Genomic DNA, 15,631 nt, shown 5'->3' with positions numbered 1-15,631 from the left:
CGCGCGGGGCCGGAGCCGGAGCCTCGTTCGCGTCCGGGGCCGTGCCCGGGGCGCCGTCGCCGGGCGCCGCGACGCGCGCCGTCCGCAGCTCCAGCGGCTTGGCCGTGAAGTCCCGTGCCCCGTAGACGAGATCGGGCCGTACGGCGATCACCGCGCCGACCGTCGCCGCCGTGATCGCGGCCTCGCCGATGCCGATGAGCACATGCACGCCCGTCATCGCGGCGAAGACCTTGCCCAGCGCGACGTCGGCGGTGCCGCCCACCGCGTACATCCCGGTGAAGACGACGGCCGCCGCGGGCACCGAGACCAGCGCCGCCACGAAGGACGCCCCCGTCACGGCGCTCCGCCCGCGCGGCAGCACACGCAGCAGCCCGCGGAAGATCCCGTACGCGACGAGGACCGTCACGACGCCCATGTCCACGATGTTCACGCCGAGCGCGGTCAGCCCGCCGTCCGCGAACAGCACGCCCTGCATGAGCAGTACGACGGAGACGCACAGCAGCCCCGTGTACGGGCCGACGAGGATCGCCGCCAGCGCGCCGCCCAGCAGATGGCCGCTGGTGCCCGCGGCGACGGGGAAGTTGAGCATCTGCACCGCGAAGATGAACGCGGCGACGAGCCCCGCGAGGGGTGCCGTACGCTCGCCTCCCGTACCGGACGCGGGGGTGGGCGGGGCCGCGGACCCGGTGGTGGACTGTGCGGCGGACCGTGCGGCGGACCGTGCGGCGGACGGGCTCAACGGCCCCGTTCCGCCTGCGAGTTCGCGGCGGGCGCCGCGCAGCGACACCGCGACCGCGCCCGCGGCGACGACGCCCGCGGCGACGGACACGGGGGCGTTGATGAATCCGTCGGGCACATGCATGACGCCACTCCGCTTCTCGGCTCGGCCGCCCGGCACGTCCACCCGTCACGGCCACTACACAACCGTTCGATGATAGGGGCTTCCTGCAAAGCGATTGCAAGAGCATGTACCTGGCCGGAAATACCGGAGGGCGCCCGGGTGTTCACGTACGACCGGAGCGGGGCAGCCTGTGGCACACCTCACCCTCTTTTTCCGGTGACTCCCACCCGCCCCCGAGCGTCTAGCAAGGGAGAGGGCACCACGGAGTTGAGCGGCCGGGCCGCCCCGACGACATAGGAGCAGAGGATGTCCGCAGTCTTCGACCACACCGTGCACGCCCGTCTCATCGCCGAGCCGCACACGACCAGAGATCTGAGCGCCTCGCTCCGCTACGACGACGGCGATCCGCTCGCCGTCCGCATCGTCTTCCCCGCCGACGCCTCGCTGGACGGCGGCGAGGTCGCCTGGGCATTCGCCCGCGACCTGCTCGACGCCGGGCTGCACGGCCCGGCGGGCGAGGGCGATGTGCACGTATGGCCGCGGGACGGCTCCCGCACCGTGATCGAGCTGCTCTCCGAAGAGGGCGTCGCCGTCGTCGAGTTCGGCAGCGCGGACCTGCGCTGCTTCCTGCTCCGCTCGTACGACGTCGTCGCGGCGGGGCAGGAGCACGGGGAGTCGGACGTCGAGACGGGGCTGGCGGCGCTGCTGCGCGGAGTCTGAGCGCGGAGTCGGAACGCAGAGTCGGAACGCGGCGGCCGTCCCGGCGGGGCGGCGGGAGAGGTCCGGATCGGGATCCGGAGCCGGAGGCTCAGGCGGAGCCGGAGCCGGAAGCGTGTGGGGCGCGTGGGTGCGCGGACACGGCTCCGGGGCGCGCTCGGGGCGCGCGCCGCGCTCATGCCGCCGCCGCCCACGAGTTGCCGCTGCGGGCGCCTGCTCGAACCATGGCATTCATGGGCATACGTCACGATCCGCCGCCGTCGCGTCCGGGCGCCGCGCACCGGGTGACGCGGACGGGAGGCCGCCGTGGCTGACGACGGCGCCCCTCCCCCGTATCTGCGCTACCCGCATCTGCACGGCGATCTCGTCTGCTTCGTCACCGAGGACGACGTCTGGGTCGCGCCCCTGAGCACGAGCACGGGCACGGGCACGCGCACGCGAGGGACCGGAAGCAGCGGTGCCGCGGCCGGCGCCCGCGCCTGGCGGCTCACCGTCGACCGCACCCGCGTCTCCTGCCCCCGCTTCGCACCGGACGGCACGCACATCGCGTTCACCTCGTGGCGCAGCCTCGACCCGGAGGTCCACCTCGTCCCCGTGCACGGCGGCCCGGCCCGTCGTCTGACGTACTGGGGCGCACCGCAGGCACGGGTGTGCGGCTGGACGCCGGAGGGCGACGTCCTGGCCGTCTCCTCGCACGAGCAGCCGTTCCACTACCGCACCTGGTCCTACCGCCTCCCCACCGACGGCAGCCCCGGCTGCCGCCTCCCCTGGGGTCCGGTCGCGGACATCGCCGTCGCCGAACTGGACGGCGTACGACGCACCCTGCTGCTCACCGGCAAGCCGCCGCACGACCCCGCCGCCTGGAAGCGCTACCGGGGCGGCGCCCATGGCCGGCTCTGGCTGCACGGCGAACGGCTGCTGCCGGAGCTGGCGGGCCATCTCGACTCGGTGATGTTCGTGAGCGCGGGCGGGAACGACGGTGGGGACGTGAACGTGGACGGGGACGGGGACGGGGGTCCCCGCATCGCGTTCCTCTCCGACCACGAGGGCGTCGGCAACCTCTACTCCTGCCGCCCGGACGGCACCGGTCTGCGCCGTCACACCGACCACGACGACTTCTATGCGCGCAACGCCTCCACCGACGGCCACCGCGTGGTCTACCAGTGCGGAGGCGACCTGTGGCTGGCCGACGACCTCTCGTCGTCCGGGAGACCGCGCCGTCTGGACGTCACGCTGGGCGGGGCTCGCACGGGACGCCGTACGTACCAGATCCCCGCCGCCGCCCACCTCGACGGACTCGCCGCGGACACCACCGGCCGCGCCAGCGCGGTGTGCGTACGGGGCAGCCTGTACTGGCTCACGCACCGCGACGGCCCGGCGCGCGCCGTCGCCGACACCCCGGGCGTACGGATCCGGCTGCCCCGCATGCTCGGCGACACCGGCAAGATCGCTTACGTCACGGACGCGGAGGGCGAGGACGCCGTCGAGATCGCGGACCTGCCGCGTGCGACGCGTACGGGTCCGCCGCGGCGCACGGCGGCGGGAAGCCTCGGCCGCGTACGGGAGTTGGCCGCCTCCCCCGACGGCCGGACGCTCGCCGTCGCAAGCCACGACGGGCGGCTGCTGCTGCTCGACGTGAGGCATCTGACGGGGACGGACGACGGCGCGACGGCGGAGACGGAGGCCGCAGCCGACGGGACGGCGGACTCGGACGGGGGCGGGAACGGGAACGGGAACGGAAACGGAAACGGCACGGACGCCCGGCCCCGGACCGGGTCCCGGGGCCTGCCCCCGTCCCCGCCCCGGGCGAGGCAAGTCCCCGCCCCCGTCGAGGAGTTGATCCGCTCCGACAACGGCCCCGTACACGATCTGTCCTTCTCCCCCGACTCCCGCTGGATCACCTGGGCACACCCGGGCGTCGGCCGCTCCCTCAGCCTGATCAGGATCGCGCGTCCGGGCACGGGCACCGTCATCGACGTCACCGACGGCCGCTTCGAGGACGAGCAGCCGGTCTTCACCCGCGACGGCCGCTATCTGGCGTTCCTCTCCTGGCGCGGCTTCGACCCGGTATACGACGTGCACACCGGCGACCTCTCCTTCCCGCTGGGCTGCCGCCCGTACCTCGTACCGCTGTCGTCCGCGACCCCGTCGCCCTTCGCCCTCTCCCCCGAGGGCCGTCCCGCGGCCGGCGGCCTCGACCCGGCACCGTCCTACGGCTCCGCCGACTCCGCCGGGAGCGGCGGCGAGGACACCGGCGTGGACGGCCTGAACGGCGAGGGCGGCGCGGCCGGGGAGGGCAGCCCGGTGACCGTCGAGGCCGAGGGGTTGCAGAGCAGGGTGACGCCGTTCCCCGTGACGGCGTCCAAGTACTCCGCGCTCGCCCCCGTCGACGGCGGCGGACTGATCTGGCTGCGCCACCCGATCTCCGGCGCGCTCGGCGAGACCTTCGCCGACCCGGCCGACACCTCGGGCCGCCCCACCCTCGAACACTTCGACCTCGCGAAGGCCAAGCGCACCGAACTCAGCGACGACGTCGACTGGTTCGCGCTCAGCGGCGACGGCACACGGCTCGTCGTCAACGACGACGGCGACCTGCGCGCGATCCCCGCCGCCGAGACCGCCGAGGACGAGACGACCACCTGGATCGACCTGCGCCGGATCCTGCACGACGTCGACCCGGCCGCGGAGTGGCGGCAGGCGTACGAGGAGGCGGGGCGGATCGTACGGACGTACTTCTGGGAGCCGCACATGTGCGGCATCGACTGGGCGGGGGTGCTCGGCCAGTACCGGCCGCTGGTGCGCCGGGTCGCCTCCCCGGACGAGTTCGCCGACCTGCTGCGCGAAGTGCTCGGCGAACTCGGCACGTCCCACGCGTACGTCACGCCCGCACGGCGCGACGAGGGCCCCGAGCCCTATCAGCGGCCCATCGGGCTGCTCGGCGCCGACCTCGCGCGCACACCGTCCGGCGAGTGGCACATCCGGCGCATCCTGCCGGGCGACTCCTCGGACTCCAAGGCGCGTTCGCCGCTGGCGGGCACGGGCGTACGGGAGGGGGCCGTCCTCACGCACATCGACGGCCGGGAGGTCGACCCGGTGGCCGGCCCGTGGCCGCTGCTGGCGGCGGCCGGGGGCACGACCGTCGAGGTGGGCTTCATCCCCTCCGGAGCGGGCGCGGGACCGGGATCAGGATCAGGATCAGGACCGGGAGCGGAACGCGACGGGCACCCGCCGCGCCGGGTGGCGATCGTCCCCCTCGTCGACGACCGCGCCCTGCGCTACCAGGACTGGGTGGCCCGACGGCGGGCCGTCGTACGGGAGTTGAGCGACGGGCGGTGCGGCTATCTGCACATCCCGGACATGGGCGGCTCGGGCTGGGCGCAGTTCAACCGGGACCTGCGGATGGAGGTCTCGCGTCCGGCGCTGATCGTCGACGTACGGGGCAACGCGGGCGGCCACATCAGCGAACTCGTCGTCGAGACGCTGACCCGCACCATCCTGGGCTGGGACCTCACCCGGGACGCCCAGCCCGTCAGCTACGCGGGCAACGCACCGCGCGGCCCGGTCGTCGCCCTCGCCGACGAGATGACGTCCTCCGACGGCGACATGATCACCGCGGCCTTCCGGCTGCTGGGCCTGGGCCCGGTCGTCGGCGCGCGTACGTGGGGCGGCGTGGTCGGCGTGACGGGACGCCACCGCCTCGTCGACGGCACGTCGATCACGGTCCCGATGCACGCCGCGTGGTTCGACGCGTACGGCTGGTCGGTGGAGAACCACGGCGTCGCCCCGGACATCGAGGCGGTCCGCTCACCGCTGGAGTGGGCGGAGGGCCACCCGTCGGTCCTGGAGAAGGCCGTCCACACGGCCCTGGACCTGCTGACCCACCACCCGGCGTCCGTCCCGCCGGACTACGCGAGGGTCCCCGATCTGCGACGACCGGCGCTGCCGCCGCGGGGGTGAAGTGGGGGCGCGGGGCGGAGAGTTGGGGGGCGGAGCCGGTCGGGCCGGAGCCGGATGGGCGCTTTCGCGACGGTCCCGGCTCGGCCGAGAATCAGTTCAGCCGGGTACCGGTCTGGGCCGACCGCTTTGCCGTGTCCTTGGTGTGCCACCACTCCAGGAGCCGGATCCGCAGTGCGTTCGCGACGTCCAGCACCAGGTCGGGATCCGGCCGCCCGTTGAAGATCGCCAGCTCCCATTTGTCTCCTGAGGGAATGCGCACACGCCAACGCCCGCCCTCCGCAAGGAGTTCGAACGTCGCCGTGAAGCTCCGCTCTTCCTCCTCGACGTCCAGCGAAAGGACGTCGATACGCACTCCGGCGTCCCTGGGGTCACCCAGGAGATGAGGCGCGAGGAGTTCTGTCACTTCGGTAGCGGACGGCATGGGATCTCCCATCTCAGCGATGCCCCGGACGTCGAAGCGGCCCGACCACGGCCGGAGTGGGCGGAAGGCCACCCGTCGACCCTGCACCTCCTGACCCACCAGGCGGCGCCCGTATCGAACGGGGGTCGTCTGTGGGCGAGTTGGGCGGGCGGAGCCGGTCGGGCCGGAGCCGCCTAGCGGTCCCTCGGAGGCAGTCCCACGAAGCCCCGCATGGTGCCCCGGCGCGGTGAACCGGTGTCGTGCTCCGGTACGTGCTCGGCGATGGCGGCGAGGACCTCCGCCGTCTTGTCCCGCCTGGTCCCGGGGTCGGCCTCGTCGAAGACGCTCCACTCCCCGGACGGGTCCTCCGGATCGGCCGGGGCCACGACGCCGGAGATGCCGAGCGACCGCATCACCCGCTCGACGCGCCGTGCCTCATCCGCGGTCATGACACTCACCTTCTCTGCCACCGGTCGCGCCGGTACCTCTCCGGATCCGGTGCCTCCGCGGACCCGGACGCCGATTCCAGCCTACGGCGACCAGGGTCTCGCCGGGACCCGTCCACAGTTCCCGGTCGGCCACAGTTCCCGGTCGGCCGCGGCTGCACGCGGACGGAACGCCTCCTGCACACACCGGTGGAAACGTTCCTCACCCCCGTCACCGCGGAGGGGCTGAGGAAGGGAGAGTGCAATGAAGGCGGACACCAAGAGCAGACGAGTACGGCTGGCGGCGCTCATGGCCGGCGGCGTCATCGCTCTGGGCGGCACGGGGTGCTCGCTTCCACCGCGGATGCGTCCCCGAAGGATTCCGCGTCCAGCGGCGCGAGCACGTCCGTGGACGCGGCGAAGGCCGAGCACCCTGCCGGTGTGCATGCGGCATACAAGTGCGGACTCGACAAGGTCCATCAGACGTACCGCAACTGCACCGGGCACAACGAGCATCTGACGGTGGCGTACTACGAGGCCCTGACCAAGGAACACAAGATCAAGGGCGTGTGCAAGAAGCCCGGGACGGCGAGCAGTTGGAAGATCGTCGGCCCGTCGGCCGCGATGTATGCGGCGCACGCCCAGGGACGCTGCTCGCCCGGCCAGGTGTGAGCCGCGGCCGTTCCCGTGCCGGTCGACGCCGACCGACCGGATGCGAACCTGCTCCGGTAGGCGGGTAGTTGGGGATCGGGGCGTCCGGACACAGACCTGCCAACAAGCCGATGGGACGGGGCTGTTGCCCCGTCCCATCGGCTTGCGAAGAGCGCGACGTCCGCAACCCGCGCGGTGCGGGGGCGCGCGGCCCGCCGGAGTGGGCGGAGGGCCGTCCGTCGGTCCTTCCGGACGTGCGCTAACCGCTCGTCGACGGAGCCGGAGACGTCGCCGGCGGGCGCCGCTCGTCGGCCGGGCCGGGATCGAAGACCAGGGCGCCGGCGACGACGACCAGCACCACGGCCGCCAGCACGGCGACCAGTGCGATCAGGAGCTTCCCCGTCAGACTCATCCGATGCCCTTCCCGCCTCTCCCGCGTGTGCTTGAACCGTGACACCGGTCCTCGACGGCGTACAAGGGCGGGAAGAACGAGGACGTCCAATCCGGACATAATTGACCTGTTCCTTGCGAACTGCGCATGCACACATCACTCATGGACTAGATTCACGAACCATCAAGAATCACTAAGGGGGAGGCAAAAGGGATGAGTCGCGAAAGATCGTTATGGACGCGCCTGGCGATGCTCTTCGCCGTTTGCCTGATGGGGGTCGTGGGACTCGCCGCACCGGCGTCCGCCGACAGCGCGGCCGGTGGCGACGACCACAAGGTCTCTTGGTCCGACGCCAAGGGCGGCACGAACGAGGCCCGCGCTCTCAGTCTGCGGGAAGTCAAGGAAAGGGGCCTGGCCCGGTACGTCGACGCCGAGAGGTACACGGAGACCACGCCGAAGCTGTTCACGGACACCTCGCGCGCGTCGTCGCCGGCGGAGCAGCGGGAGGGCCGGTCCTCCGAGCTCGCCACCACGTGCTGGGAGCACTGGTACTCGTACGGAACCTCGGCTCTGCGGGGGCAGACCGACGTCACCTGGTGCGGTGACGGCACCTGGGTCCGCTACAGCGCCTCCGGCTGCTGGGGAGAGGAACACTGGCCCACGTACCAGTACTTGGGCTGCACGGTCATCGACGACTACGGTCACCCGCGGCCCGACGAGTACTGGAACATCTACAACGTGTGGACCCAGTGGGACCTGTGCCCCGCCTGGGTTCCCGTCTGGGCGGAGTGCTCCTGGCACGACCGTCCATGGGGCAAGTACCAGTACCAGGGCGACGGTGACATCGTCCGGCTGGGCGGCACCGACTGACGAACGGCGCGGTGTTCACGGTGCTCCTGCCCTCGGTCGGGCAGGAGCACCGTTCCGTGCGGGGCCGCGCGCCGATCAGTGCGCGCCCCCGCGGCCACGCGAGGCACGCCAACCGTCAGCGCCGCGCCGCCCGTTCGCCTTCGTCCGCCGCGCCGCCCGCGCCCACCAGCCCGGTGCGGGGGCCCGCCTCCGCGAGGCGCGGCTCGAAGCGGCGCATCTCGCGGCTGCCGACCGTGGCGATGAGCGGCGGAAGGTAACCGCGGATGCCCTGCATGCCGCGCAGCCACCACTGCCCGTAGACGTGCCGGGAGCGGCGTTCGACGCCGGCCACCAGGCGGTCGACGGACGGGCCCAGCGGGTAGGTGCGGTTGGCGGGCCACGGGAGGCGTTTGCGCAGGTCGCGCATGACGTCGTCCTCGTCGGCTCCGCGCACCATGTCGGTGTCGGTCCAGGAGAGATAGCCGACGCCGACGCGTACGCCCTTGTGTGCGACCTCGGCGCTCAGACAGTGCGCGAACGCCTCGACGCCGGACTTCGACGCGCAGTACGCGCTCATCATCGGCGCCGGGGTGATCGCGGCGAGCGAGGCGATCTGGAGGAAGTAGCCCCGCGAGGCGATCAGTTGGGGCAGAAAGGCACGGCCGGTCACCGTGCCGCCTATCAGGTTGACCTCGATGACGCGGCGCCAGGACTCCGGGTCGGAGTCGGTGAACGGACCGCCGCTGGCGACACCGGCGTTGGCGACCACGACGTCCACCTTGCCGAAGTGCTGCCCCACTTCACCCGCTGTACGGGTCATGGCCTCGTGGTCGGTGACGTCGGCGTGCCAGTACGCGGACTCGGTGCGCAGCGACTCGCTGACCTTCTTCAACTCGTCCGGTTCCAGGCCGATCAGCGCGACCTTGGCCCCGCGTGCGGCGAGCTTGCGCGCCAGCAGTTCGCCCACACCGCGGGCGGCTCCTGTGACGACCGCGACCTGGCCCTCCAGGCTCCTTCGACGGCTCACGGCGTCTCCTCCTTCGTCGTCCGCCGGTCTCCCGGCACTCGGCTCTCCGGCTTCCGGGGCTCCGGCTTGCGGGACTCCGGCTTCCGGGGCTCAGGGACCGGGAGTTCGGACTCCACGCCCTCCGGCTTCCCGGCACCCGGCTTCCGGGGCTCCCCCTCCCCCGCATGTGCGGCGTCCGACTGGCCTTCTCCGCCCGCGAGATGGACGCGTACGAGATCCCGCAGCAGCCCGCTCACCTCGCCCGAGGTCTCGACGGGCGCCATGTGCCCCCGCCGCGGCAGCTCGTACAGGCCCACGCAGTACGGCAGTTCGGCGGCGAGTTCGCGGGCGAGCGCCGGCGGCGTGAGCCGGTCGGCGGTGCCGGTGACCACGGCGGTGGGCGGTGTCAACGCGCCGACGTTCGCGGCGATGTCGAGCTTCGCGAGCACCGCGCCCCAGGCGGCCCGCTCGCGCGGCCTGCACGCATGGACGACGCGGGCGACGGCCGCGGTCTGCTCCGGGGACGAATCCGGGCCCATGGTCGCGTACTTGAGGACTTTCCTCGTCACCGGCGTCACGGGCCCCAGCGGAAGCCTGGCGAGCAGCAACTGCCGGTGCGCGCGCTCCCGTCCCCGTTCCGAGCGGAACGGCAGGACGCGTGCCTCGGACGCCAGCCGGTGCGTCCCGGTGTTGCACAGGAGCAACGCCGCGGCCCTGCGCTCCAGTTCGGGCCGTCCGGCGGCGGCGACGAGCGTCATCGCACCCATCGAGTGGCCGCAGAGCACGGCCCGTTCGTCAGGTTGCAGCGCCGCCTCCAGCACGGCGCACAGATCGTCCGCGAGGGACGAAGGGCCGTAGCCGCGGCCGTCGGTGGCGGGGGTACGGCCGTGGCCGCGCTGGTCGTATGCGACGACCCGGTGCCCGCTCGCCGTCAACTCCCGTATGACGGGGGCCCAGAAGGCCGTCGAGCACGTCCAGCCGTGGATCAGCACCACGGCCGGATCGCCGTCGCGCCCGTGCACTTCGACGTGGAGGCGGGCGCCGTCGGCGGAGGTCGCGCTCAACTCCCGTGCGGCGGGCGGCGGATCGTAGGGTCCCGGGGTCCGGCCCAGGGACGCGGTCACGCGTGCCATCAGGCGTCCTCCGCCGTGTGGAAGGCGGCGGTCGCGGCGCCGCGTCCTGCGGTGCCCGGCGCGGTCGCCCGTGCGGCACGGCCGGAAGCGCCCTGTCCGCCCTGTCCGTCCTTACCGTCCGCACCGGCGCCGGCGCGCGAGGAGCGCCGCACCTCGTACTCCTCCAGCCGCACCTCCTTGGTGACCCTGCGGAACTCGGACGTCGTGCCCGGCCACACGGTCGTGTTGCGGCCGTTGGCGTCGAGATACCAACTGTCGCAGCCGGTGTTCCACACGCTGCGGCGCATACGGTCCTGCACATGGTCGTTCCAGGCCCGTACGGCCTCGGGACGGGCGTCGAGCGCGGCCTTGCCGGAGGGGCCGCCGAGGGTCTCCAGCTTCTTCACGTAGTCGACCATGTAGTTGAGCTGCGCCTCGATGATGAGGATCATCGAGCTGTTGCCCAGGCCGGTGTTGGGCCCGATGACGGTCATCAGATTGGGGAAGCCGCTCGCGGAACAGCCGCGCAGCGCCTCCATGCCGTCCGCCCAGGACTCGGCGAGCGTCATCCCGTCGGCGCCCTTGACGCGGTGCGCGATCGGCATGTCCGTGACGTGGAATCCGGTGCCGAAGACGATCGCGTCCACCTCGGTCTCCGTACCGTCGGCGGCGACGAGGGTGTTGCCGCGTACCTCCTTCAGGCCGGAGGCGACGAGTTCGGTGTTGGGCTTCGCGAGCGCCGGATAGTAGTCGTTGGAGAGCAGGATGCGCTTGCAGCCGATGCGGTAGTCCGGCGTGAGCTTGCGCCGCATCTCCGGGTCCTTGACGGCCCGCTTCATATGGCTCGTGGCCAGGTTCTCGATCAGGCCGAGCATCTTGGGGTGCTTGGCGAAGGCGGAGACCTGCAACTCCCGTATGCCCCACAGGATCTGACGCCGCAGATACCGCGTGACGGGCAGCTTCGCGTGCACCTTGCGCTCCAGGGCGCCGATCTCCCGGTCGGCCCTGGGCATCACCCACGCCGGGGTGCGCTGGAAGAGGGTGAGGCGCTCGACGCGGGGCTGGATCGCGGGAACGACCTGGATCGCGGAGGCGCCCGTGCCGATGACGGCGACGCGCTTGCCGCTCAGGTCGTAGTCGTGGTCCCACTGCGCGGTGTGGAAGACCTTGCCGCCGAAGGACTCCAGACCGGGGATGTCCGGGATCTTGGCGTCGGAGAGCGGACCCGTCGCGTTGACGACGAAGTCCGCGGTGAGCTGCGTCCCTTGACCGGTGGTGATGGTCCAGTGCAGCTCCTCCGGGTCCCAACTCATCAGCTCGACCTCGGAGTTGAAGCGGATGTGCTGGCGCAGCCCGAAGGTGTCCGCGACGTTCTCCAGATAGGCGCGGATGTGCTCCTGGCCCGAAAAGGTGCGCGGCCAGTCGGGGTTGGGCGCGAAGGAGAAGGAGTACAGATGCGAGGGCACGTCGCACGCGCACCCCGGATAGGTGTTGTCGTGCCAGGTGCCGCCGACGGCCTCCCGGCGTTCCAGGACGACGAAGTCGGTCACTCCGGCGCGGCGCAGCCGGACGGCGGCCCCCAGGCCGCCGAATCCGGATCCGATCACCGCCACCCTTACGTGCTCGTGCTCGCGCTCGGCCGCCATGCCGCCGCCTCCCGAGGGTTGCTTCCACTGTCGCCGGCAGCTCGCTCGCTCATCTCCGCCGACGCTCACTGACGCTTGCTGCCCATCACTGCCGTTCACGGCCGCGGACGAACCTGCCGCACACGGACACGTACCGCGCCAGTGATTACTGGCATGGTTGGAGCGTAAGGCAGACACATACCGATGGGTAGGGGGTGGACGGGGGAAGTTACCGGGGGTTGCAGCGAGGGGGTCCGGGGAGGGGAGGACCCAGATCCGCGCTCAGCCTGCACGGTTAAGCTGCGACCGTGGCCGACGACAGACAGCGAGCGCAGAGCCGGGACGCGGGAAGCGCGGGCGTCCCGGCCGGCGGCGGTCACGTGGGAGACAACGCCGGGAACGGGAACGGCACCACCGGGAACGGGAACGGCGGCGGGGAGCCGCGGGAGTACCGGGCCGCAGAGCTGGCGGAGCTGGCCGGGATCACCACGCGCACCCTGCGCTTCTACCGCGAGCGCAAGCTCCTTCCGCCGCCCCGCCGCGAGGGCCGTATCGCGTTCTACGACGAGCACCATCTGGCCCGGCTGCGCACCATCACCGGGCTGCTGGAGCGCGGGCACACCCTCGGCGGCATCGCGGATCTGATCGGCGCCTTCGAGAGCGGACGCGACTCACACGGCACCGCCGAGCTGCTCGGCCTCGAATCCGCCCTGCTCACCAGCCTGTTCGCGGAGGAGACGCCGATCCGCCTCACGCCGGAGGAGCTGGCGGACTACTACCAGGGCGAGGTCACCGTCGAGAACCTCGCCACATCTTTGGATATCGGGTACATCGCGGTCGACGGCGACGAATTCATCCACACCAGCCGCCGACTCCTCGACGCGTCCTCGGAGTTGGTCAAGAAGGGCATCCCGCTCGCCGCCGTACTGGCCGCCGGGCGTGAACTGCGTACGCAGAGCGAGGCGATCGCGGAGGTCTTCGCCGAACTCTTCACGACACATCTGCTGCCCCAGCAGGCCGATGCGTCGCCGGACGGGCTCGACGCCGAGCGCCTCAACGACCTGCTGACGCAGGTCCGTCCGCTCGCCAAGCAGGTCGTCGAGGCCGAGTTGGGGCTTGCGCTCGACCGCCGCGTACGGGACGAGATCGAGAAGTGGCTCGGACACGGCCGGCGCCCCGAGGAGGGCGAACCCTCCGCACAGAACGGGCCCTCCGCACAGGACGACTCCGGCACCGACTGACGGGAAGGGCCCGGGTGTTCCTTCCCTCGATACGAGCGGCGAGTGACATGAGCGACGAACGAGACAGCGGTACGGACGGCACCACGGACGACGGTACGGACAGACCCGGCGGCGGCACGGGCACGCGCCCGGCCCCGCGGATCCCCAGGGTGTGGGGAGCGCGGGAGGACGAGGTCCGCGCGGAGTACGCGTGCGACGGGCTGCTGGACCGGCCGCAGGAGAACTGGTTCCGCGCCGTCACCGTGGACGCCGCCACGGCCACCGTCTTCCGCTGGCTCTGCCAGCTCAAGGTCGCCCCGTACAGCTACGACGTACTGGACAACCCCGGCCGCCGCAGCCCGCGCCGGCTCACCCCCGGAGTCGAGCAACTGGCCCCGGAACAGCGCGTCATGAGGATCTTCCGGCTCGTGGACTTCGCCCAGGACCGGCACCTCACGCTCCTGCTCGACCACCCCGAGGGCCGTACCGCGTTCGGGGAGTTCGCGGTCACCTACCGGGTCACCGGCGAGGCGGACGGCCGCACGCGGCTGGTCGTCAAGCTCGTCGTGGGCGGCGACGAGACGGCGGCGCAGCGGCTGCGCCGGTCGCTGATGGCCTGGGGCGATCTGCTGATGATGCGGCGCCAACTGCTCACCCTGCGCAAGCTGTCGGAGCGGCAGGAACGACAGGAACGACAGGAACGGTCCTAAGAAGGCACGAAGAGGACGAAATGCGCGAACGGTAGACGGAAGCCGCGCGGAACACCGGCGGTGCCGTGCCGCCCGGCCTCCGGCCGGTGCCCGCTCGGGCGCCCGTAAGGACGCCTCCCCGCACCCCCTGCGGCCCGCTCCGGGCACCCGCCCGCCGAGGCCCTCGCGCCGTCGCCACCGGGCCACTGCCCGGGTGTCCGCGTCCCGTTGCCGAATCTGTTCGTCCGGTTGTGGCAGCGGGCGCCCCAACGGGCCGTAAAACTATTCCGGTTGGCGATCGCGGACTCACAAGTTCCCTTGGACGGCGGGCTGTTGAGCGTCCAGAATCGTCTTCCGTCTGCGCGGCTCTCCGCGGGGCGCCGCACCGGAACGCTCCGGGTTCGATCGGATTGGACGGAACATGGACGAAGAGGACGGCTGGAACAGGATGCAGCCGGTGATCGGATCTGCTCCCGTGGTGCACCAGTTGTCGCTGAACGAGACCTGCTTCCCGCCGACTCCCGGTGTGCTGCGGGCAGTTCAGGATGCCACCGCCGACGCGCACCGTACGAACGACGCCCTCTCCACCGCTCTGACGGGCCGCATCGCGGAGCGGCTGGGCGTGCCCGCCGGCGACGTCCTCGTCGGGCCGGGGTCGGCCGCGCTGCTCCAGCAGCTCTTCAGCGCGCTCACGGGGCCCGACAGCGACACCGTGCACGCCTGGCCGTCCTGGGAGGCGTACCCGATGCTCGCGGCCAACGCGGGCTCGACGACCGTACGGGTGCCGCTGCGCGAGGACGACTGCCACGATCTGGACGCCATGGCGGACGCGGTGACCGACCGCACCCGCATGGTGCTGCTGTGCCACCCGAACAACCCGACGGGAACGGCCCTGCGCCACACGGACGTCGAGCGCTTCCTCGACCGGCTGCCCGAGCATGTGACGGTCGTGATCGACGAGGCGTACCGGGACTTCGTACGCGACGAGGCCGCGGCCGAGGGCGTCACGCTCTACCGGGACGACGAACGGGTCTGCGTCGTACGGACGTTCTCGAAGTCGTACGGGCTGCTGGGGCTGCGCGTGGGCTATCTCGTCGGGCACGAGCGCACCCTCGGGCGGCTGCGCGGGCTCCAGCCGTTCTTCAGGGTGAGCAGCACCGCGCAGGCCGCGGCGCAGGCCGCGCTCGCCGAGGAGGGGGAGTTCCGGCGGCGCTGCGAGGTCATCGCGGAGGAGCGCGAACGGCTCAGGGAGAAGCTGGAGGAGCAGGGCTGGCGGGTGACGCCCAGCGAGGCCAACTTCCTCTGGCTGCCGCTGACTCGGGGCGTGGAGGAGTTCACGCAGTCCTGCGCCGACCACGGTGTGCTGGTGTGCGGGAAGCCCGGCGAAGGGATACGGGTGACCGTCGGCGACCGCGAGGCGAACGACGCCGTCGCGGAGCTGGCGGGCAAGTTCGGTACGGGCGGCGGCCGTTGAGCGCGGCGCACTCCGCGAACGCGAGGGCGTCGCGCGCCGTGAGCGCCCGACGCCCCCTGAGCCGGGGGCTGTTCGGCACCTACGCCCCCGGCAGCGCGTGTCCGTCCACGGGCGGAGCGCGGTGAGCGCGCCGGCCGCGGAGCCCGAGTCCTCCGCCGTGNTTGGCCGCGGATACGGATGCCCGCGGTGCTGCGGGCGCACTTCCAGACCTGGCGGCCCTACACCCTCGCCTATCCGGGGCTGGTGGGCCTGGCGGGTGCAGCGCTGAGCGGCG

Annotated in this window: 14 protein-coding genes; 7 read left to right on the top strand and 7 right to left on the bottom strand. The window is 72.1% G+C overall.

Features of this window, described 5'->3' with window-relative positions; all coding sequences use genetic code 11:
* On the bottom strand, nucleotides 1–862 hold an 862-nt coding region (locus AN218_RS00560), incomplete at its 3' end, for an energy-coupling factor ABC transporter permease (RefSeq protein WP_079131688.1).
* A 285-nt stretch (nucleotides 863–1,147) separates the two neighbouring features.
* Between AN218_RS00560 and AN218_RS00555 the strand changes: the two genes are divergently transcribed.
* Both AN218_RS00555 and AN218_RS00550 read left to right on the top strand, forming a co-directional pair.
* Nucleotides 1,148–1,561, top strand: a complete 414-nt coding sequence (locus AN218_RS00555; protein WP_070014444.1) for an SsgA family sporulation/cell division regulator — start codon at nucleotides 1,148–1,150, stop codon at nucleotides 1,559–1,561.
* A 303-nt stretch (nucleotides 1,562–1,864) separates the two neighbouring features.
* Nucleotides 1,865–5,515 (top strand): S41 family peptidase, encoded by a 3,651-nt coding sequence (locus tag AN218_RS00550; protein WP_070014443.1) that lies wholly within the window; start codon nucleotides 1,865–1,867, stop codon nucleotides 5,513–5,515.
* Between the two features lie 91 nt (nucleotides 5,516–5,606).
* On the opposite strand, the gene AN218_RS00545 is transcribed toward AN218_RS00550, so the two are convergent.
* The gene (locus AN218_RS00545) at nucleotides 5,607–5,936 is read right to left on the bottom strand and encodes a hypothetical protein (RefSeq protein WP_070014447.1); all 330 of its coding nucleotides are present in this window, start codon (nucleotides 5,934–5,936) and stop codon (nucleotides 5,607–5,609) included.
* A gap of 173 nt (nucleotides 5,937–6,109) precedes the next feature.
* A complete protein-coding gene (locus AN218_RS00540; RefSeq protein WP_070014442.1) occupies nucleotides 6,110–6,364 on the bottom strand; it encodes a hypothetical protein in 255 nt (84 codons plus the stop codon).
* Between the two features lie 417 nt (nucleotides 6,365–6,781).
* Here AN218_RS00540 and AN218_RS00535 point away from each other — a divergent pair, with 417 nt between their 5' ends.
* A complete protein-coding gene (locus AN218_RS00535) occupies nucleotides 6,782–7,012 on the top strand; it encodes a hypothetical protein (protein ID WP_141747382.1) in 231 nt (76 codons plus the stop codon).
* A 238-nt stretch (nucleotides 7,013–7,250) separates the two neighbouring features.
* Here AN218_RS00535 and AN218_RS36290 read toward each other — a convergent pair whose 3' ends face one another.
* The gene (locus AN218_RS36290) at nucleotides 7,251–7,403 is read right to left on the bottom strand and encodes a hypothetical protein (RefSeq protein WP_171908549.1); all 153 of its coding nucleotides are present in this window, start codon (nucleotides 7,401–7,403) and stop codon (nucleotides 7,251–7,253) included.
* A 192-nt stretch (nucleotides 7,404–7,595) separates the two neighbouring features.
* On the opposite strand from AN218_RS36290, the gene AN218_RS00530 reads away from it, so the two are divergent.
* Nucleotides 7,596–8,252 (top strand): hypothetical protein, encoded by a 657-nt coding sequence (locus tag AN218_RS00530; protein ID WP_141747381.1) that lies wholly within the window; start codon nucleotides 7,596–7,598, stop codon nucleotides 8,250–8,252.
* Nucleotides 8,253–8,367: 115 nt separating this feature from the next.
* Here the strand turns inward: AN218_RS00530 and AN218_RS00525 are convergent, their stop codons facing one another.
* The 3 genes from AN218_RS00525 to AN218_RS00515 are packed head-to-tail and all read right to left on the bottom strand — an operon-like array spanning nucleotide 8,368 to nucleotide 11,995.
* Entirely contained in the window at nucleotides 8,368–9,258 is an 891-nt protein-coding gene (locus tag AN218_RS00525; protein ID WP_070014439.1) for an SDR family oxidoreductase, read from the bottom strand.
* Nucleotides 9,255–10,370: an alpha/beta fold hydrolase gene (locus tag AN218_RS00520; protein ID WP_070014438.1), complete on the bottom strand. Its 1,116-nt coding sequence runs from the start codon at nucleotides 10,368–10,370 to the stop codon at nucleotides 9,255–9,257. The genes AN218_RS00525 and AN218_RS00520 overlap by 4 nt, the downstream gene beginning before the upstream one ends.
* Complete coding sequence (locus tag AN218_RS00515) at nucleotides 10,370–11,995, bottom strand: flavin-containing monooxygenase (protein WP_079131686.1); 1,626 nt, start codon at nucleotides 11,993–11,995, stop codon at nucleotides 10,370–10,372. Before AN218_RS00515 ends, AN218_RS00520 begins: the two co-directional genes overlap by 1 nt.
* A gap of 287 nt (nucleotides 11,996–12,282) precedes the next feature.
* Here AN218_RS00515 and AN218_RS00510 point away from each other — a divergent pair, with 287 nt between their 5' ends.
* The 3 genes from AN218_RS00510 (at nucleotide 12,283) to AN218_RS00500 (ending at nucleotide 15,357) form a co-directional block, all read left to right on the top strand.
* Nucleotides 12,283–13,215: a MerR family transcriptional regulator gene (locus tag AN218_RS00510; RefSeq protein ID WP_420855922.1), complete on the top strand. Its 933-nt coding sequence runs from the start codon at nucleotides 12,283–12,285 to the stop codon at nucleotides 13,213–13,215.
* A 47-nt stretch (nucleotides 13,216–13,262) separates the two neighbouring features.
* Complete coding sequence (locus tag AN218_RS00505; protein WP_244900177.1) at nucleotides 13,263–13,904, top strand: hypothetical protein; 642 nt, start codon at nucleotides 13,263–13,265, stop codon at nucleotides 13,902–13,904.
* A 400-nt stretch (nucleotides 13,905–14,304) separates the two neighbouring features.
* Entirely contained in the window at nucleotides 14,305–15,357 is a 1,053-nt protein-coding gene (locus tag AN218_RS00500; protein ID WP_070014437.1) for a histidinol-phosphate transaminase, read from the top strand.
* Nucleotides 15,358–15,631 lie beyond the last annotated feature (274 nt).

The sequence above is a fragment of the Streptomyces nanshensis genome (assembly GCF_001751255.1).
GTDB lineage: Bacteria > Actinomycetota > Actinomycetes > Streptomycetales > Streptomycetaceae > Streptomyces > Streptomyces nanshensis_A.
Note: the sequence above shows the minus strand (reverse complement) of the source record. Positions and strands in the feature narration are given on the sequence as shown.